Raw genomic sequence first — 19,270 nt, 5'->3', positions numbered from 1 at the left:
TTGAAGGACGGATCGTCTGTTCGGCACGGCGATCCTCAACAGGCAGCGTCGGAATGCGTCGTCAAGATCGACGAGAGTCTTTGACCAACCTCGTCGAGCACCACCGACCACGCGCGCCCTTCCTTACGAATGACGACGCCCTTCGGATACCAAGGCGTTCGATCGCCGATGACTGGCCACGCCGTCTGAAAATTGTCGTCGATCAGGAAAATAGTCGGAATACCAAGTGCTCCGGATAGATGAGCCGCCGTGTTGCTGATCGTCACGACGGCATCGAGCGCTGCGACCTGTGCAGCGAACCGGTCCATATCGACCATCTGGTCAACGCTGTCGTCATAGATAAGACGCGCGTCATTGCCATTGCGCAGGCGCCGCAGCGCCGGCTTGATCTGTCCGTACTGAAGCGAAACGAATGTCGCTTGTGTCTGGGCGATGAACCGTGCCCATTCGGGGAAGTCAGGCACGTCCTTGGTGTGGGATTTGCTACCCCAGGAGAGGCCGACCAGCGGCAGATCCGTGATCGAGCGATAATGCTTGCGGAATGTCTCGACGAGCCCAGGATCTGCTCGCAGCGGCACGAAGTCGGCGGCAAGTTTCTCGGCATCGCGTCCGAACACCCAGGCGAGATCTTCGAAGGTCGCACGTTTGTCGCCGATCACATCCTGCTGCGCCGGGACCACGGTCGCCTTCGGGAACGTTCGCTGCAGAATTGATATGAGCCGCGGCTCTGCCCGAATTGTTGCACTTTGCGCATAGGCAGCGGCGGCGCCGGCCAGTCGCGCGTGGCGGATAACCCGGCCAAGGCTGCGCGGGTCATCCTCCACAAGATCGATCAGCAGTGTATCCGAACCGAGGTTCTCCCCGGTCCACTCGTTGGCATTTTTCCCCTTCCGCAGCCGGCGAGCGGTAAGCCGAAGCTCGGCCGCCCGGGCGAAGTTGCCCAGCCGTTCGAAGGCCTGTCCTGCCTTCTGCATCAGCTCGGGGTTGCGGGAACGGTCAGCCATGATGGCCATTTCATTGATACTTGCTTCAAGGCCTGTCCAGTCCCTGCGCGCGATCAGCGCGTCGGCCTTGGCCTGCAGCTCAAGAACGGAATGAGGCTTGGAGCCGGCAAACAATGTCCGCGCGGCCTTTGTGTATCGGCGCAATCGCAGGCCTATCCCAGCAATCACATACCTGACATAGGAACCGTGATAAAAACTGGTCATCGCCGTCAGCGCAAAACGCTTTGCCGCAGCTGCTTGCTGCCCTCGACGATCGGGCCGGACGCCTCCAGGTGAAAGATCGAGCGATAAATTTCGCTGCGCCTGGCAAGCTCGTCATGAGTCCCGGCGTCCGCCAGAATGCCAGCGTCAAACACCAGGATGCGATCGGCTGCCTTGATGGTTGAAAGCCTGTGCGCAATGCAGATCACCGTGCGCTCGAATGCATCGTCGAAAGCAGCCTCCATGACCGCCCGTTCGTTTTCGCCGTCAAGCGCGGACGTTGCTTCATCATAGACGATTACCGGAGCATTCTTGAGCAGCGCGCGCGCGATGGCGACGCGTTGTTTCTGCCCGCCCGACAGGTTGGTGCCACTCGGCCCGACAAGAGTGTCGAGCCCGTTTTCAAGGCTGGAGGAAAAGCTGGTGACCCGGGCGAGGTCCGCCGCGGACTCGATTTCCTGATCGGTGGCGCCCGGGCGTCCGTCGCGGATGTTGTCGCGGATCGAGCCTTCGAACAGGAAGACATCCTGTGACACCAGTGCGATATTGTCGCGAACGTCGGCGAGGCCGATCTTGGAAATGTCCTTTCCGTCGATGAGGATCCGGCCCTTGTCCGGCTCAATGAGGCGCAGGATCAGATTGACGATGGTGGTCTTGCCGGCGCCGGAGCGGCCGACGATCGCCAGCTTCTCACGGGGCCGTACCTCGAAGGAAACGCCGTGCAGCGCCGGGCTGTTGCCTTCGTAGGAGAAGGCCACATCTTCAAAACGGATACCGCCCTCGACATCGGTGAGGCGCTCGCCGGCGGTTGCGAGTTGTCGCTGCTCGGGCGTATCGATCAAATCATACATCTGCTCAACCGCCACCATCTGCTTCTGGATATCGACATTGACGCGGGCCAGCCGCTTGGCGGGCTCATAGGCAAGCAGAAAGGCGGTTATGAAGGCCATGAACTCGCCCGGGGTCTTGCCGTTGCCGAGGGTCTGCCAACTGGCATAAATGACGAACAGCCCGATGATCACGCCGCCGCCGGTCTCCATCAACGGACTCATCAACGCTGACGTCCGGTTTATCTGGATGCCGCGCCTTTCCATCTTGCCGACGGCCTTTGCGAAGCTGGCGACCGCCTTGTCTTCGAGCTGAAAGGACTTGATGGTCCGGATACCTTCGACGGCTTCCGTGCCGATCGACTGGACCAGTGCAGCCAACTCCGTCTCGCCCCTTGCCAGCGCCTTGAGCTTCCTGGTTATGGCGCCCACCGACAGGAACAGCAGCGGCAGAACCGCCACGGATATCAGCGACATCATCGGATCCTGCTTGACCATGACGCTTGCCAGGCCAATCAGCGTCAGCACATCGGAGACGGTGCTGCTCGTGAGCGTCAGAATAACGGATGACCCGGCGCGCGCGTTGAACATGATCTTGGAGACGAATTTCGCCGGATGCTGATTGGCGAAACGACCGATGTCGAAACGCACCATTCGAGAAAACTGGCGGTTTTGCAGGTCCGAGACGATAGCCCGGCGAATCTTTCCCGTCGTGATGGTCTGGCAATAGGCGGCTATGCCCTTAACCAGGAAAATGCCGATGATTACGGCGCTGATACCCCATGCGGCGGCAGCGTTGCGTTCCACATAGATGCTATTGACCATGGTGCTCATGATCCAAGCCGACGCGGCGGTCGTCGCCGCAACGGCGATCGAACACAGCAAACCGGCGAGATACAGCGTTTTGTGCGGCGGCAGGTTCTCGATGATCAGACGCTTAACCAGCGGGTATGCCAGCACCGCCGAAATTCGTCTCTTTGCGCTCATTCCATTTCCCGATGCGATGTGCGTTGGTACCGGAGGGCCTCTGCTCTCTGCCGACCCGCACGATTTCGGGACGCCGCTTGAGCATCCGCGATAGTTCATATCCTATTCCATGTCTGTGGCTTCGTTCGGAGCCGCAGTCAATGCCGAACCCGACTCATTGAATGGCGACCGTCAAGGCTGCCGCACGGGCTCAATCGGCTCGGTGATACGCCGCGTCCTTGACAAGCTTTGTTCCTTCGGCTCAATCGTTTGCCAATAGCTTGGGTGCATTCTCGTGGTGGGCGAAAATAGTGTCTGACATTCACAACGTGCCCTCCAAGAGGGCTGCGGCCAATGGTTGGTTTTCCGACTTGGTGTGTGCATCGACGTTCTTTGGGGTGGTATTTCCCGTCGGATTTGCACGCCGGTTGGTCAGAGTGATCTGCCGACGGCTCCAAAGAACGCATTCCAATGATACATTTTGGATTGAACGAAGAACCAAGAACGATTTGAACTCGATGACCAATCAGTTTTGAAGACAATATTATGACCAATATATTGGGCATATCGGCTTTCTACCACGACAGCGCGGCCTCCCTCGTCGTCGACGGCGCCATCATTTCGGCGGCCCAGGAGGAGCGGTTCACCCGTCGAAAAGCCGACGAACGCTTCCCCTCAAACGCCATTCGCTCCGTTTTGCAGACCGGCGGTGTCTTGCTGAAGGATGTGGACTACGTCGTATTCTATGAAAAGCCGCTGCTAAAATTTTCGCGTCTGCTTGAAACCTATCTCGACGCCGCTCCTAGCGGATTCGATTCATTCCGAAAGGCGATGCCCGCTTGGCTGACGGGAAAATTATTTCAGAAGAGGATCATTTTCGACGAACTCCGCAGAATCGACCGCGGCTTCAAGGATCCATCCCGGATCCTTTTTTCCGAACACCACGTGAGCCACGCGGCCAGCGCGTTTTTCCCGTCGCCCTTTAATGAAGCTGTGGTTTTAACTCTCGACGGCGTTGGCGAGAAAGCAACCACGACAGTTGCGATCGGCAGGGGCGCAACTCTTGATGTCGTGCGGGAATTGCGGTTTCCGCATTCGCTCGGGCTTCTATACGCGGCGTTCTGTTATTATCTCGGCTTCAAGATAAACAGTGGCGAATACAAGGTGATGGGGCTGGCCCCCTATGGTGTGCCTCGGTTCAAATCGCTGATCCTGGAAAAGCTGGTCGACCTGAAGGAGGACGGAACCTTCCGTCTCGACCAAAGCTATTTCGCGTATGCCACTGGACTGAAAATGACGAACGCACGGTTCGCCAGCCTCTTCGGGCAGCCGGTAAGGCGCCCTGATACCGATCTGTTAACTGATTTTCATATGGACGTTGCCGCGTCCATCCAGGCCGTCGCCGATGAGATCGTTCTTCGGCTGACTCGCAGCTTGGCACGAGATTTTGCAATTCCCAATCTGTGCATGGCCGGCGGTGTGGCGCTTAACTGCGTGGCGAACGGCAAAGTGCTCAGAGATGGTGCCTTCAAGAGAATCTGGGTTCAGCCCGCAGCCGGCGATGCCGGAGGCTCGCTTGGGGCCGCACTCGCCGCCTGGCATCTTAAACTCGGCGGTGAGCGGGTTATAGCCAAGCAAGATTCCATGAAAGGGAGTTATCTCGGTCCGGAATTCGGTCAGAGCGAGATCGAAGCGCAACTCAGCCGAGCCAAAGCCGTTTTCGAAGTCATGCCAACCGACCAACTGATCGATGCCACGGCTGCGGCGCTGGCCGACGGCAAGGCGGTGGGGTGGTTCCAGGGCAGGATGGAATTCGGACCACGGGCGCTTGGCAACAGATCCATCCTTGCAGATCCGCGGTCGGACCATATGCAGAAGACGCTCAATCTCAAGGTCAAGTTTCGCGAGAGTTTTCGTCCGTTCGCCCCCTCAGTCCTGTCGGCACATGTGTCGGACTGGTTCGATCTGGAGGGTGAATCGCCTTATATGCTCCTCGTTGCTCCGGTTAAGCAGAGCCGTCACCGCGCGATGACTGCATCCGAGGCCGCTATGTTCGGAATAGACAAGCTGAACGTCCGTCGGTCCGAGATTCCTGCCGTCACGCATGTCGACTATTCGGCCAGGATTCAGACGGTGCACGTCGAGACCAACCCGCTATACCACGCGTTGATCACCCGGTTTGAAGCGCTTACCGGCTGTCCTGTCTTGGTGAACACCAGTTTCAATGTGCGCAGCGAGCCGATCGTATGTTCCCCGACGGATGCTTTTCGCTGCTTCATGGGAACGGATCTGGACGTGCTGGTGGCTGGTAACTGCGTTCTCCATAAGCCGAAGCAGGATTCCGCCCTCGCAATGGACTACCGCGGTGAGTTTGAGCCCGATTGAGCACGCGCACGAAAGGCGTTGCTACATGGTGTCGAGATGAACGTGGTTAAAAAGCAACTTTGGAGAGCGCGGCGCACTTTGCGCAAAGGCCTCATTATGCTTCTAGGCGATAGGGCGCTGCTCCAGATCGGTTTCCCAGGCTTGATTGCCAAATGGGCTGGTTGCCCGACACCTTTGGTTCGGCCAAACCCCTATACCCTATATGAGCTGAATCCTGTGTGGCACTCGGGCAACGGCAGATCGAGACACAATAGCCTGGGCTTCCGGGGCCCGGAAACCGCCATGCCGAAGCCGGAGCAATGTCTAAGAGTTGTCTGTATGGGAGAATCGTCTACTTATTGTACCGGAATAGAAGACGATAGCCGTACTTATCCGCACCGGCTGGGCGAATACCTGAGGGATCTGAAACCGGGAGTCGAAATTGACATCGTCAACGCAGGAGTTGGCGGATATACCTCGGTCGAGAACGTTTTGAGACTTCTTTTCCACGTAGCACCATTGTCACCTAATCTTATCGTATACTACTATACCCACAATGATGTTCATCCTCGCCGACTGGAAGGACTGTCTCGAGACTACAACCAGTATTCCTGCTCCTGGTTCGAGCCACCGTCAGGTGGCGGGCTTTCGGGTTGGTTCAAAAGACGGCAAAATCTGGCGACCGCGTATGTCGGGAACATTGTTCGACGTCGAGGCGATGGACGTCGAAATTCGAAGCACATTGCGCACAATCCACCAGACGCGTTTCGTGCGAACTTTAGTGCACTGGTCGTCCTCGCAAAGGCAGCCGGAGCCTCGGTTCTCTTCGTAAACCCCAATTATCGGCAGGAAGACCCAATCGATCCCGCTGCAAACGCGGTTTGGGAACACAGACGCATTGTGGAAGACATAGCCAAGCGAACCGGCGCCTCGGTCGTTGATCTCCATGGATCGTTGCCTTACCTTTGCCAACGCAGCGAGACTTTGGATAGAAATTATTACGACGAGGTGCATTTCACCGAGAAGGGAGCGGATTCTGCTGCCAGGATTGTTGCCAACGCGATTATGGAACAGGGTCTTCTGAACTTTTCCAAAGAGAAACCTCTAATATACTGACGTATACGAGAGAAAAACTATGAATGTTTTTCATGAATAGTATATTTTTTTGGACATCCGCTGCTTTGCTGGTTGTAGCCGCAATAGCATTGGTGCGGATGGTCATAAAAAAACGAGGAAAAGCTGACGAGGAAGCTGAGCCGGAGGACAATTACCCTCTCTGGTAGGCCCTAATCCCTCGGTCTGCCTTGGGTTACGCCAGACGTGCGCGAGAGAGATCCCCCGGTCCCAAGGGCGCGGCTCATGTTGCGTTGCCGATCCACCAAAGGCGATTTCTGCACAACTGTCGGGGTCAGCGGACAGCCCGACAGACGCCTCAATGAAGCGTGAAGCGGGACCAGACTGCGCCGCGACAACATGCGCCAAAAGAACCGCATCTGAGGTCTGACGTCGTTCGAATAGTCAATCTTGAATCCTTCTGATTGCAGCTAGCCGCGAAGCGGACTACATGTCCGGCATTGCGGTTGGGGCCAGCTGTGACCACTATGGAGCGACTGTGCCATTTCTGGAGCGAGTTAAACGAAGGTACCTTCGGATACGCAATCGACTCGGATACGCCAAACCTGTCCGTCTGATGGCGTCGGATAAATTGAACGCGAAGTATGGCGACTTTGTAAGCTCTGGCGCCATTACTATACGCAAAACCCCCGTATTAACTTCTGACGACATATTCTTCACGATGGGGAGTTGCTTTGCGCAGGAAATTCGACGCGCGTTGACAAACAGACGCATCGCATGCGTCCCGTCCTACGGAAATATCAGCTTCGACCCCGCGGAGGCCATTGTAGATGAGCTGCCTCGGCAGGAACATATGAACTTCTACAACACTTTCACTGTTCGCCTCCAGCTCGAGCAAATGCTTGGCGTGTGGGATCAGGCAGACGACGACTGGTGGCAGGTCAAGAAACGCGTCCCTTGGGGCTCGGCCAGCTTTCAGGACCCGTATCGGCGCGGTATTTTCGCCAAATCTCCGGAAGTTCTCAAAGAGGTGATCGGGAGCGTAAACCGGGAGATGCGGGCTGGCTTCGATGCCGCCACGGCATTCATATTCACCTTTGGAATGACCGAGGTCTTCATCAACAAGGCCAGTGGCAAAGCAGCAGCGCAGAAGCCGCTCTATCTCGGCGGCGGCGGAATGCAGGAAACAACGCTTCACGTCAGCAGCTTTCAGGAAAACTACGCCAACGTGATGGCTGCCGTGGACATGGTCCGTGAACGCAAACCCGATGCGCCGATAATTCTCACGGTCTCACCGGTTGCATTGGCGCGCACATTTCAGGACGCGGATGTCGTCACCGCGAGCACTGAAGGCAAGTCCGTTCTTCGCGCCGTGCTTGGTCAAGTCTGCCGGGAACGGGACAATGTCCATTATCTTCCCTCGTTCGAGCTTGTCACCTATGGAGGCCTCGCTCGTAGCTACAGAGAGGACTTGCGGCACGTAAAGAACTCAGTCGTCGACGAGATCGTTGAGCAGTTCTTCAATGCCTATTTTGCTCCGTCTCAGGTGCCATCAAGCGAGAATTGATACCCGTGCCCTGCCGATTTCCATCATGGCTTTCGGCGACGTCCTCGCTTCATCCGATGGAGAGCCGCCGCAACCATTCAGGACTAGCTTGCCTTTACGACAATCGCCTGCCCCGTTGGAAGTTCGATAATGCCTTCCGGGCGGTTTTCGAAGAATTGGTCAAAGGCCTTTCGGGCTCCAGGACAGAGCGCGGAGCCGTAGTCATCGCATATGATGATGCCATGTGCGCACACCCGATCGTAGAAGAAGGCAAGCGCGTCACGCGTCGGCTCGTATAGATCGACGTCAATATGGACCAGGGCGAAACGCCGGTCGGCTACGCTGGGAAAAGTTTCCGGTATCCATCCCACATGAAAAGTTGTGTTGCCGAAGTCCGAAATATTCTCTCTGGCTACCCTCTCGTCAGTGCTGAGATCGCCGGACTTCCACGGCGTTTGGCCGTTTCGCTTGCGATCCTCTGCGGTCGGTTCCGAGAGGCCGGCGAACGAGTCGAAAAGGTGATAGTGCCGTGGCCGAAGATCGCTCATCAGCATGAATATCGTCGACCGGCCTTGCCTTACGCCGCATTCGGCCACATCGCCGTCGATCCGCTCGATCGATCGTAGGCAGCTTTGCAGGACAAAAGCTCGCGGATCTGGAATCCCGCGGATGTTTTTGACCCGCTGCAGTGCCTTGCGGAAAAATGGCTGGTCCTTCCAGACCATATGGCTGGAATAGACATAGAAGCCGTATCTGTCCGCCTTCTTCTGTGCGATCTTATACCAAGCCACGCCTCGGCGTTTGTTTGAAAAAACAGCAAGTGCCGCGTCTCTCAATTTCACCTGTATCCTCCAGCATTCGGTATGTGTTCTGATGACGGCAGAGAGAAACTCTGCCGTCATCAGACGCGAAATGACGTCGAGTTCCGACTGAAGGACATGGCCTTATCCCGCAACGAAGCGCTTCCGGTGCACGTAATAAGCCAAGATCGGGAATGGAACTCCCATGCACTGCGACTCAAGATCACGGTCACGTACCAGGCCGGTCCGGAAATTGGTCGATTGCCAGCGGAAGTTAGCACACTGCCCGGCTTAATCTGCGCGCCGCAACGATGGCGCGGCACCTCCTCATCACATATTTGCGCACAGCAGGGCAATGCCCGCAGCAGATGTGCGTCGAAAGTGTCAGGCGCCCTCGTCGCGCCTGGAGCGTCAGAGAGCCCAACTCGGCGACCAGGGAGATCAGGCCGTCGCGATCGCGGATCAGTCTCGCCGCGCTCGCCTTGGTCAGTCCCCTGCCCTCGAGATCCTGGAATGCTACGGTAGCCCTGGGCCGACAAACGGGAGCATAAATAGTTCCCCTGTCGGCAAGGCAAGCCATGTTTGTTCTTGCTTTGTGCCGGCAGCTATGCTACTAATTTGCTTATGGTGCTGATTTGCGCCAACGACCGCCTTGCCCGCGACATGCGGTTTTTCAGCCAGGCTCGACAAAGCTCGCCCGCATTGCGGGCCTTTGGCCAATCACGGTCGAGTGCCAGCCTTTTCGGCAGCTTCCGAGAAGGGAAATCGGAATAGCAGCTTCCGGTTCTCGTCGCAGATTTCGAAGGAAAGACCTGTCAGGACCGGGCTGCCGCTGAGCAGGCCCTCGGCCAGGATTTCCTTGGCCGAAGCCATGGCGTTATCCTGAGCCGCGGACAAACCGTCCAACTCCTGACCCTCGAAATCTTCCGTCAAGCGGCCGTCATTGTTTCGGAAGTGAAAAAAATATCTCGGCATGCCGGTTCCGGTTGGTCGGTTTATCTAATTTTAGCCTTCATGCGTCAGGTCGATCGAACAGCACCCCCAGCCCATGTTCGAACGCACATGCCGCAATCATGTCGTCCAAGGCTTTTCCGGAGACCGGGCAATTCGGCATGACAGCCCTGATGGCGATCTCAGCCGCTGCGGTAGAAACCTCATCGTGGCGCCTCTTCCTGGTCTCGATATATTGCTCGATCAGAATTTTCAGGCGCCGCGCTGCAATCTCGTCAACGACCATGGTTCTCCCTCGATTCGGCACAATGTCCGTCTTCCGGGGTCCGTCTTGCGGGTGAACGGTCCGCCGCCATTGGGTAGCAGCGGACCACTCGGCTGGGTGAGCCAACGGCCCGAGGCGGGGGTGTCTCGGACCGCCACCACAATAGCTTCGAGAGGCCACACGTTCCACAGGACGCTGCCGTTGGTAATTTTCGTACACTGAACATTGCCGCGGGCAGTCCGGGACTGTGGGATTTTTTGGCTAAGCCGCCGTCGCCGGATGCCGGATCAGCTCCGGCTTTGATAGCTGTAGATGCCGGCGCCGATCGCGACCGCTCCTACGGTTATCAGGATCGATGGCAGCCCCATCGACGTGGCGATGATCCCCCAGACGATGGCGACGGCAATTGCGCCGGCCGTTCCCAACACCAGTCTAAGCCGTTTCGACATTATCTGTTTCCCCCGAAAAGCGCATCTTTGGTCTTTTTCTGATCGAAATACCGCAATGCGGCACCATTGTCTGCGCTTTGTCCAACGTTTTTACGCCGCCCCTGAGCCCGACCGCTGAGGCGTAAGCGATCCGTATGCGGCCTTGTTGCAAACACCCGCTCGACAATGAGGAAGCTTGGGCGAAAGCCCGAGAAGCGAGGCGTCAGAAAGCGAGGTATCTATGCAAAATTTTCGGAATTTACTCCGGTTCACAATCATGGGCATGGCGGCCACGACAACCGCAATAGTCATCACAGGCCTTACCCCCGAGACAACCGAAGCGACTTTGATTTGCCATAGGGTGGTCTGCCAGAAGGCGAGCAATGAACGCAGTGCTTTCGGCACCAAATATCAGCGCAAGTGCACCTGCGAAAATGTAAGCGAGGGCGCTAACAACTATCCCTCCCCGCGCAACGCAAACAAGGGGCCCATCGGCGGTTCGAGCGGCACCAGCAGCTCAAGCGGCAGCAGTGGTTCGAGCGGCACCAGCAGCTCAAGCGTCAGCATTGGTTCGAGTGGCAGCTGTGGTTCGAGTGGCAGCAGCGGCTCGAGCGGCACCAGTGGTTCAAGCGGCAGCGGTGGTTCAAGCGGCAGCAGCGGGTCGAGCGGCACCAGTGGTTCAAGCGGCAGCAGCGGGTCGAGCGGCAGCAGTGGTTCAAGCGGCGGCAATGACGGAACAAGCAGCGGCGGATCCAACGGCAGCGGTGGAGTGTAGCAGCTGCTCAAGTGGCTCCAGCGGCGGCGGGTGGGCACACCACGTGACCCGTGCCGGCCGCCCACGACGATCAAACCCTCACGACAACGGGAGTAGTAGCTTGACGCTCCAACCGAAATCCGCGACCGCGCCCCTCACCGGCCTTGCAGGACTGCTTGGTCTTGCGCTGGCCGTCGGGGTGCTCGTCGACAGAAGCTGGCCTGTGCATTTGCAGGCCATGACTGTCATTGCAGCTACCGCGGCAGCGATGATCGCGGTCGACACGGCCTATTTCCAGACGTTTCGAAGGCGTTCAACGGGATTGCAGGCAAAGCCGATGCGAGCGCTTGAAGTCGAGCGCGTCATGCGCAAACTCATCGGCTTCATCGTCACGCTCACGACGATTGCCGCAGTCTACTGGATATTGCCGGAATACCGGCGTGAGTTTTACGCCCCCTACTGGGCAGCTCTCTACGACACCTTGCCGGCGCTGCTCGTCGCCGCGCCGCTTTATGTTGCTTATGTCGATCGCCGGCAAACCGATCCGGAAGATTCATATGCCGAAATCGGTGCATTCGTCCTCGGCGGCGCCGTGCCGCAAAGGACTGAGCAGATACGCCAGCATGTGCGGGGCTGGATCGTCAAAGGCTTCTTCCTGCCGCTGATGTTCGTCTATCTGTGCTCCGCGCTAGGTTCGATCCTGGCCGGACTGGAACAACCGTATCAATTCGACATCATGCGCTGGCACGCTTTTGCAATCGATCTCCTGTTCATGGTGGATGTCCTTGTCGCGGTCGTCGGCTACATTTTCACGCTGCGCGTCCTCGACAACCATATCCGCACCGTCGAGCCCACTGTGTTCGGCTGGCTGGTTTGTCTTGCCTGTTATGAACCCATGAATGCCGCCACCCGTGCCTACCTGAATTACGAAACGGGCGTCAACTGGACGGCGGTGATGCCCACACCGGCGCTCCAGGTTTTCTGGGGATCGGCGATCGTCTTCTGCGTCTTGATTTTTGTCTGGTCCACCGTGAGCTTTGGCCTGAGATTTTCCAATCTCACCAACCGCGGAATCATCACCTGCGGACCGTATCGCTGGATCAAGCACCCCGCCTATGTTTCGAAAAACCTCTCCTGGTGGCTGGTCTCCGTCCCTTTCCTCACCGCCACGGGACCCGCTGAAGCGCTGCGGCACTCCGCCATCCTGCTCGGGCTCAACGCCGTCTATGCACTTCGCGCCATCACCGAGGAACGCCATCTGTCACGCGACCCCGATTATGCCGCCTATTGCGATTACATCGCCGAGAACGGTGCTGTAGCCCAGTTCAAACGACTGTTCGCGAAAGCGAGTCGGTCGCCGATCGGGCGTTCCGGCTGAATGATATCTTGTTTTGAGGGTTAGCGGCAGCTGGCGCTATCGTCGCAGCGCATCCGCGCGATGCCGATCCTCGCCGCTCACCGGCAACGGCCTATCGCCCTCGAGCAGGCGGGTGATCCGGGCGAAGCCGGCAAAAGCCTTTCTCGCTTCCTCGGCCGACATCCGGCCGGCCATGGCCGCAGCACAGCAATTCACCGCACATTGGTAAACCGGCCCGCGCCGCCCGGCCGGCCATTTTCGCAGGAATGCCATCGCTTCGGCAACGCTGTCGATTTCCTCCACAGGCTGTCCCTGTCCGCGCAAAATCCGCACGGGCGAAAAGAATTGCAAGCGGTCCATCATTTCCTCCCCGTCGACCGGATGCGTGCGATCGAACCCCACTAAACTCGCGAACTGGCCCTTTGGTTCCCGGCAAAAGAGGCTTGCCATGAAAAATGTTGGCTGGACGGCAAGCTCCGGCAGTCCCCATTGCGCGACATCTTGCCGTTGTACGGGAACGTTAGCGCGACTGATGCATTTCGATCCCACGAGCAGTCTTTTTGAGGGAAATGCCAAAACATGAGATTAGCCCATGTGGCGCCGCTCCATGAATCCGTGCCACCCCGGTTCTATGGAGGGACGGAGCGCATCGTCTCCTATCTGACCGAAGGATTGGTCGAGCTTGGCCATGACGTGACACTGTTCGCCAGCGGCGATACCAAAACGTCGGCGAAATTGGTGGCGTGTCGCGAGCGTGCGCTGCGTCTCGATCCGCGCCCCCACAAATCCGAAACCGCGGCACATCTCTCTATGCTTGCCGAGGTGAGGAACCGTGCGCAGCAGTTCGACGTCATCCACTTCCATCTCAGCCACTTCCTGCATTTTCCTTTCTTCGAACACATGCCCGACCGGACGGTGACAACACCGCATGGCAGGCTCGACTATGTCGATCTGGCGCCGGCCTACGAACGTTTTCCGCGCTTTCCGATGATCTCGATTTCCCGCAGCCAGAGAGCCGGACTCGCCAAGGCCAATTGGCTGGCGACCATCCATCACGGGCTGCCGATCGATATCTACGAGCCGACTTTCGAGACGGATGCGGACGAGCCGTATCTGGCCTTCCTGGGCCGGCTGTCGCGCGACAAGCGCCCCGATCGTGCCATCGAGATCGCCTTGCGCTCCGGGCTGAAACTGAAGCTTGCGGCAAAGATTGGCGATGACGACCGCGCGTTTTTCCACGACACGGTCGAGCCGCTGATCGACGGCGACCGTGTCGATTATATCGGCGAGATCGAAGAGGACAGAAAGGCGGAATTCCTCGGCAAGGCGGCCGGCCTGCTGTTTCCGATCGATTGGCCGGAGCCGTTCGGCCTTGCCGCGATAGAGGCGATGGCCTGCGGCACGCCGGTAATCGCCTGGAATTGCGGTGCCCTGCCGGAGATCATCGACCACGGCGTGACCGGTTTCCTTGTCGATACAGTCGACGCTGCGGTCGCCTCGATACCGGAATTGCTACGCCTCGACAGGCGTCAGGTGAGAGCCGTATTCGAGAACCGTTTTTCTGCCACGAGAATGGCCCACGACTATGTGGCAGCCTATGCGCACCTGATCGGTGCTCCCGGTGAAGCGAGAGCGTCCTGATCGGCGTCATTGTGGAAGTTGAGAACGAAACGACAGAGTTTGTGACGAATGAATCAACTCGACGAGCGTAAGCTTGATCCCGCCGTAGCCCTTGCCTCTCTCGACGAGGTCGCGCCTCGGGAGCCGCACCGGCTGTTCGCCCTCAAGCAAGGCGACTGCTTCGCGGTGGCCGACGCCTATGGCGACATCCGCGGCGCCGGCGACGGCTTTTTCCGAGACGACACGCGTGTGCTTTCGGAATTTCGGTTGACGGTCGGTGGCCGGCAAATGTCGCTGCTCGGCGCATCGCTCAGCCAGGACAATGTGCTTTTCACCTCGAACCTGACCAATCTGCCGATTCAGAGTGTCGGTGGCCGGGATATTCCGCAGGGCGCGATCCACATAGAACGCGTCAGGCTGCTTTGGCAGGACCGGCTGTTCGAGCGCATCACCCTTTCCAACTACAGCCAGGAATCGTCGGCCATTCGGGTTTCCTTGCATTTCGCAGCAGATTTCCGTGACATGTTCGAGGTGCGCGGCTCGACCCGGCCCAAGCGCGGGATAGCCCATGCCGCCGAGACCAGTCCGACGTCCGTGGTGCTTCGATATGACGGGCTGGACCAGCTTGTGCGCCTGTCGGCGATCTCGTTCTCGCAAGCCCCGGACAATTTGACCACCAACCGTGCGGATTTCCTGATTGCGGTGACTAAGCGCAGCAGCGAGGTCCTCTATATCGAAGTCGGCCCGGAAGTGGCGGAGACACCCGACCGCGACCGTTTTCGGGCTGCCGCCGCCCGCGCTCGCTTCGGCATGCGCGCCAAACGCCGCCACGGCGCGACGGTGCACAGCTCTGGCCGCGTCTTCAACGACTGGATCGAGCGCGCGCGCGCGGACGTGGCGTTGCTGACCACCGAGCTTGCAACCGGACCTTACCCCTATGCCGGCATACCCTGGTTCTCGACGGCGTTTGGCCGCGACGGGGTGATCTCCGCACTGCAGATGCTGTGGTTGAATCCCGGGCTGGCGCGCGGCGTGCTCGCCTTTCTCGCCCAGCATCAGGCAACCGAAACGTCGCCGTTCAGCGATTCGCAGCCGGGCAAGATCATGCACGAGACCCGCAAGGGCGAGATGGCGGCACTGCGGGAGCTCCCGTTTGGCCGCTATTACGGCGGTGTCGACACCACGCCGCTCTACATTCATCTCGCTTGTGCCTATGCGGATCGTACCGGCGACATGGCGTTCATCGACAGCCTGTGGCCATCGCTCTGTGCTGCGGCCGAATGGACCGAAGAGATAAGCCGCGCGACCGGGTTCGTTACCTATCAGCGCGGCGCCGAGTCCGGCCTCGCCAACCAGGGCTGGAAAGACAGCTTCGATTCGGTCTTCCATGCCGATGGCCGCATGCCCAAGGGGCCGATCGCCCTGGTGGAGGTGCAAGGCTATGTCTTTGCCGCGTTCCGTGGGCTGGCAGCGCTCGCCCGCCGCCGTGGCGAGGACGACAAGGCCGATCATTGGGACGAACGCGCCGAAACCACGCGCACCGCGGTCGAACGCCATTTCTGGATGGACGATCTCAATTTCTACGCCATGGCGATCGACGGTGCCGGCGAGGTCTGCAAGGTACGGACGTCGAATGCCGGCCATCTCCTCTATGTCGGGCTGCCCGAGCCGGAACGGGCGCAGTTGGTCGCCGATCAGCTGCTCTCGGCGTCGTTCCACTCGGGTTGGGGCGTCAGGACGCTGGCCGACGATGCGATATTCTTCAATCCCATGTCTTACCACAACGGTTCGATCTGGCCGCACGACACTGCCATGTGCGGTGCCGGCCTGGCACGTTATGGCGTACGCGACAGCGTGGTGCGGCTGATGAGCGGCACGTTCGAGTCGGCTGTCCATTTCAACATGCGGCTGCCGGAACTGTTCTGCGGTTTTACCAGGTCGCCGGGCGAAGCGCCGATCGCCTATCCCGTCGCGTGCCTGCCGCAGGCCTGGTCGGCGGGATCGGCCTTCATGTTGATGCAGGCCTGCCTTGGCCTGGAAATCGATGGCTGGGACGGTGAAATCCGGGTCACCCGCCCGAGGCTGCCGATCGGCATCGACACGCTGACACTGCGGCATCTGGGTGTCGGCTCGGCGGTGGTCGACCTCACATTCCAGCGTGTCGGCGATCGGGTCGTCGCCTTTCTCGCCGATCGGTATGAGGGGATGGTACCGCTCATCGTGCGCACCTGACGCCGCCTCGCAGCGGCGCATCGAAAACGACGCGCGGCACCGCAATCGTCCGGAACCGATAGCCTCTTTGTGCGTTGCAAAAATGGGCGGCGTGGGAACTGTTGTTGTCGCACGGCAGCGAACCAGAAAAACCAATAAAAACGGCTATCGGCGGCCGGAGGCGAGATCACATTCCATGTCAGATTATACTGTAGACCTGCTCTGGGTTTTGCTGATTGCAAGTTTTGGCTTTTCCGCTTTTGCCATTCTCCTATCGATATCCCGCCAGCGCCGCGGCCGCGCAACGGCGGCCGCATACACGCCGAGCGAGGATGTCGCATCGGAAGCGGCACGCAAGGTGCTGCGCGAGTTCGAAAAGAACGGCCAGTCGGCCGACGCGGCGCTGGTCACATGGTCGCCCGACACATTGCGTAAGATCCTGGCCGACGACCTGCCGGACGCACAGGTCATCGTCGTGTCCAACCGCGAACCTTACATCCACAACATCAAGGATGACGGGGTCCAACTTCTGGTGCCGGCCAGCGGGCTGGTTTCGGCACTCGAGCCCATCACTCGCGCCTGTGCCGGAACCTGGATCGCCTATGGCGGCGGAACGGCAGACCGTCTCACGGTCGACAAGGACGACCGGGTGCAAGTGCCGCCAGGCAATCCGTCCTACACGCTGCGCAGGGTCTGGCTGACGGAGGAGGAATATCAGGGCTATTATCTGGGCTTCGCCAATGAGGGCCTATGGCCGCTTTGCCATATCGCCTTCACCCGCCCGATCTTTCGCGCCTCGGACTGGGACGCCTACGAGGCCGTCAACCGCAAGTTCGCCGATACGGTGGTTGCCGAAGCACGCAACGAGCGGCCGATCGTGCTGGTGCAGGACTACCACTTCGCGCTGCTGCCGCGCATGATCCGCCAGCGCCTGCCGGACGCCATCATCATCACCTTCTGGCACATCCCGTGGCCCAATTCGGAAGTGTTCAGCATCTGTCCGTGGCGTGAGCGGATCCTGGAGGGATTGCTCGGCAGTTCGATCATCGGCTTTCATACCCAGTTCCATGCCAACAACTTCACCGAAAGTGTCGACCGCTTTCTGGAGAGCCGCATAGAACGGGCCGACGCGGCGATCTCCTATGGCGGACAGACCACGTTGGTCCACGCCTATCCCATTTCCATAGAATGGCCGGCCCAATTGCTGGCAAGTTTGCCGTCTGTCGAGGAGTGCCGCGCCCGTGTCCGCGATAGATTCGGCCTGTCTGCGGAGACCAAACTATGCGTTGGCGTCGAGCGCCTCGACTACACGAAAGGCATTCTCGATCGCTTCCATGCCTTGGACGAATTGTTCACCAGATATCCCGAATGGATAGGCAAGGTGGTTTTCCTGCAGATCGCGGCGCCGAGCCGGGGGACATTGCCGGCCTACCAGCAACTCCATGACGAATGCCGCCGCTGTGCCGAGGAGCTCAACCGGCGCTATGGCAGCGAGACATACAGCCCTATCCTGATGGTCGCCGAACATCATCGGCAGGAGCAGGTCTACGAGGTCTATCGCGCCGCCGACATCTGCATGGTCACCAGCCTGCATGACGGCATGAACCTTGTCGCCAAGGAATTCGTCGCGGCGCGCGACGACGAACAGGGCGTGCTTTTGCTCAGCACCTTCGCCGGCGCCTCGCGCGAATTGCTGGAGGCACTGATCGTCAACCCCTACGACGCAGCCATGATGAGCGAGGCGCTGTTGCAGGCGCTGACGATGACGCCGGAAGAGCAGCGCGAGCGTTTGCGGCCGATGCGCGAGATGGTCCGCGACAATAATGTCTACCGCTGGGCCGGCAGCATGTTGCTGGATGCCGCGCGCCTGCGCAAACGCGGCGATCTCGACAGGGTGACCGGAACTGGCGAGCGCCCGCCGTCGAACACCAACAACGTCATCTCGATGTTCGAGCGGGCACGGAAGGCAGCGTCGTGAAAAGCTTTGAACAACCGCCGGCGCCGGACCTGCCGGAAGGGCAATGGGCGCTCTTCCTCGACATCGACGGAACCCTGCTGGAACACGCTGCCCATCCCGACGCGGTGTCGGTCGGCGAGGAATTGCGCAATCTGCTTGGGCACATCGAGCAGCGGCTGGATGGTGCGGTCGCCTTCATCACCGGCCGCTCGATCCCCGCTGTGGACAAGCTGTTCCACCCGCTGAAGCTGAGGATCGCCGGCCTCTATGGGCTGGAGCACCGGCTGACGCCGACGGGTCCGATCGATGCCGCCGACGCGCCTGCCGACATCGCCGCCCTTGCCGACGAGATCGAGGCCGAACTGGGCAGCGGCAAGGTCTATGTCGAGCGCAAGGGTCCGGTCCTTGCCGTCCATACAAGAGCAGCGCCGCAACTGCTTGCGCCGGCAATCCAGTTGATCGAACAGGCATTGGCCCGGCTTCCGAAGGGTTATCGGGTGCTTCCCGGAAACGCCGGCGTCGAGCTCATGCCTCTGGAAGCCGTCAAAGGTGCTGCCATCCGGCGTTTCATGGACATTCCGCCCTTTGTCGGCCGGCGGCCGATATTCCTCGGAGACGACACATCGGACGAACACGGTTTCGAGGCCATCAACGAAATTGGCGGCATCTCGATCCGCGTGAAGCCGAACGGACCGACGGCCGCAACCTATGTCCTCGATGGCGTGACCGGCGCAATAGCCTGGCTCGGGGCCAATTTCGAAGTCTCGCCGGTCTCCGGTGCTCGACCGGCCGACAACAAGGCAGAGACCGAATCAAGGGCGAAGCTCAATATCGCAGCCACGGCAGCGTCCGGTCGATAAGCGCGTTTCTCATTGAATATCTTTAAGCCCAAAGCCGGCAGATCGTCTGCTTGCCGGTTCCCCTGCGTCAGGCTTAACCTGCGTG

At 59.2% G+C, this 19,270-nt stretch carries 16 protein-coding genes; 8 read left to right on the top strand and 8 right to left on the bottom strand.

Annotation, left to right across the window (positions count from 1 at the left end; translation table 11 throughout):
* Nucleotides 1-35: 35 nt before the first annotated feature.
* Nucleotides 36-1,148: a glycosyltransferase family 9 protein gene (locus NKH89_RS02565; protein ID WP_352640893.1), complete on the bottom strand. Its 1,113-nt coding sequence runs from the start codon at nt 1,146-1,148 to the stop codon at nt 36-38.
* A 65-nt stretch (nt 1,149-1,213) separates the two neighbouring features.
* A complete protein-coding gene (locus NKH89_RS02560; RefSeq protein WP_051409617.1) occupies nt 1,214-3,019 on the bottom strand; it encodes an ABC transporter ATP-binding protein in 1,806 nt (601 codons plus the stop codon).
* A 525-nt stretch (nt 3,020-3,544) separates the two neighbouring features.
* Here NKH89_RS02560 and NKH89_RS02555 point away from each other — a divergent pair.
* From NKH89_RS02555 to NKH89_RS02545, 3 genes are all read left to right on the top strand, one after another.
* Entirely contained in the window at nt 3,545-5,383 is a 1,839-nt protein-coding gene (locus NKH89_RS02555; protein WP_352908374.1) for a carbamoyltransferase family protein, read from the top strand.
* A 282-nt stretch (nt 5,384-5,665) separates the two neighbouring features.
* Entirely contained in the window at nt 5,666-6,478 is an 813-nt protein-coding gene (locus NKH89_RS02550; protein ID WP_352908373.1) for an SGNH/GDSL hydrolase family protein, read from the top strand.
* A 448-nt stretch (nt 6,479-6,926) separates the two neighbouring features.
* Nucleotides 6,927-8,003, top strand: a complete 1,077-nt coding sequence (locus tag NKH89_RS02545) for a GSCFA domain-containing protein (protein ID WP_084642470.1) — start codon at nt 6,927-6,929, stop codon at nt 8,001-8,003.
* Nucleotides 8,004-8,086: 83 nt separating this feature from the next.
* Here NKH89_RS02545 and NKH89_RS02540 read toward each other — a convergent pair whose 3' ends face one another.
* The 5 genes from NKH89_RS02540 to NKH89_RS02520 form a co-directional block, all read right to left on the bottom strand.
* Complete coding sequence (locus NKH89_RS02540; protein WP_051409619.1) at nt 8,087-8,824, bottom strand: TylF/MycF/NovP-related O-methyltransferase; 738 nt, start codon at nt 8,822-8,824, stop codon at nt 8,087-8,089.
* Between the two features lie 678 nt (nt 8,825-9,502).
* Complete coding sequence (locus tag NKH89_RS35730) at nt 9,503-9,757, bottom strand: DUF6894 family protein (protein WP_023717696.1); 255 nt, start codon at nt 9,755-9,757, stop codon at nt 9,503-9,505.
* 37 nt (nt 9,758-9,794) lie between these two features.
* A complete protein-coding gene (locus tag NKH89_RS02530; protein ID WP_023717697.1) occupies nt 9,795-10,019 on the bottom strand; it encodes a hypothetical protein in 225 nt (74 codons plus the stop codon).
* A gap of 266 nt (nt 10,020-10,285) precedes the next feature.
* Nucleotides 10,286-10,447 carry a hypothetical protein gene (locus NKH89_RS02525; RefSeq protein WP_023717698.1) on the bottom strand — a complete coding sequence of 54 codons (162 nt, stop codon included), beginning with the start codon at nt 10,445-10,447 and terminating at the stop codon, nt 10,286-10,288.
* A gap of 435 nt (nt 10,448-10,882) precedes the next feature.
* Entirely contained in the window at nt 10,883-11,155 is a 273-nt protein-coding gene (locus NKH89_RS02520; RefSeq protein WP_352908372.1) for a hypothetical protein, read from the bottom strand.
* On the opposite strand from NKH89_RS02520, the gene NKH89_RS02515 reads away from it, so the two are divergent.
* A complete protein-coding gene (locus tag NKH89_RS02515; RefSeq protein ID WP_352908371.1) occupies nt 11,137-12,558 on the top strand; it encodes a methyltransferase family protein in 1,422 nt (473 codons plus the stop codon). The genes NKH89_RS02520 and NKH89_RS02515 overlap by 19 nt on opposite strands.
* 36 nt (nt 12,559-12,594) lie before the next feature.
* Here NKH89_RS02515 and NKH89_RS02510 read toward each other — a convergent pair whose 3' ends face one another.
* Entirely contained in the window at nt 12,595-12,897 is a 303-nt protein-coding gene (locus NKH89_RS02510; protein ID WP_023717701.1) for a DUF982 domain-containing protein, read from the bottom strand.
* A gap of 219 nt (nt 12,898-13,116) precedes the next feature.
* Between NKH89_RS02510 and NKH89_RS02505 the strand changes: the two genes are divergently transcribed.
* The 4 genes from NKH89_RS02505 (at nt 13,117) to otsB (ending at nt 19,185) form a co-directional block, all read left to right on the top strand.
* Nucleotides 13,117-14,178: a glycosyltransferase family 4 protein gene (locus NKH89_RS02505; protein ID WP_352494611.1), complete on the top strand. Its 1,062-nt coding sequence runs from the start codon at nt 13,117-13,119 to the stop codon at nt 14,176-14,178.
* A 48-nt stretch (nt 14,179-14,226) separates the two neighbouring features.
* A complete protein-coding gene (locus NKH89_RS02500; protein ID WP_352494610.1) occupies nt 14,227-16,389 on the top strand; it encodes an amylo-alpha-1,6-glucosidase in 2,163 nt (720 codons plus the stop codon).
* 175 nt (nt 16,390-16,564) lie between these two features.
* On the top strand, nt 16,565-18,346 hold the full coding sequence (locus NKH89_RS02495) for an alpha,alpha-trehalose-phosphate synthase (UDP-forming) (RefSeq protein ID WP_352482652.1): 1,782 nt from the start codon (nt 16,565-16,567) through the stop codon (nt 18,344-18,346).
* Nucleotides 18,343-19,185, top strand: coding sequence for a trehalose-phosphatase (gene otsB, locus NKH89_RS02490; protein WP_023717704.1), 843 nt, complete (start codon nt 18,343-18,345; stop codon nt 19,183-19,185). Before NKH89_RS02495 ends, otsB begins: the two co-directional genes overlap by 4 nt.
* Nucleotides 19,186-19,270: the final 85 nt, after the last annotated feature.

The sequence above is a fragment of the Mesorhizobium sp. M0923 genome, assembly GCF_040319365.1.
In the GTDB taxonomy this organism is placed as follows: domain Bacteria; phylum Pseudomonadota; class Alphaproteobacteria; order Rhizobiales; family Rhizobiaceae; genus Mesorhizobium.
This window is presented reverse-complemented; position numbering and strand designations above follow the sequence as displayed.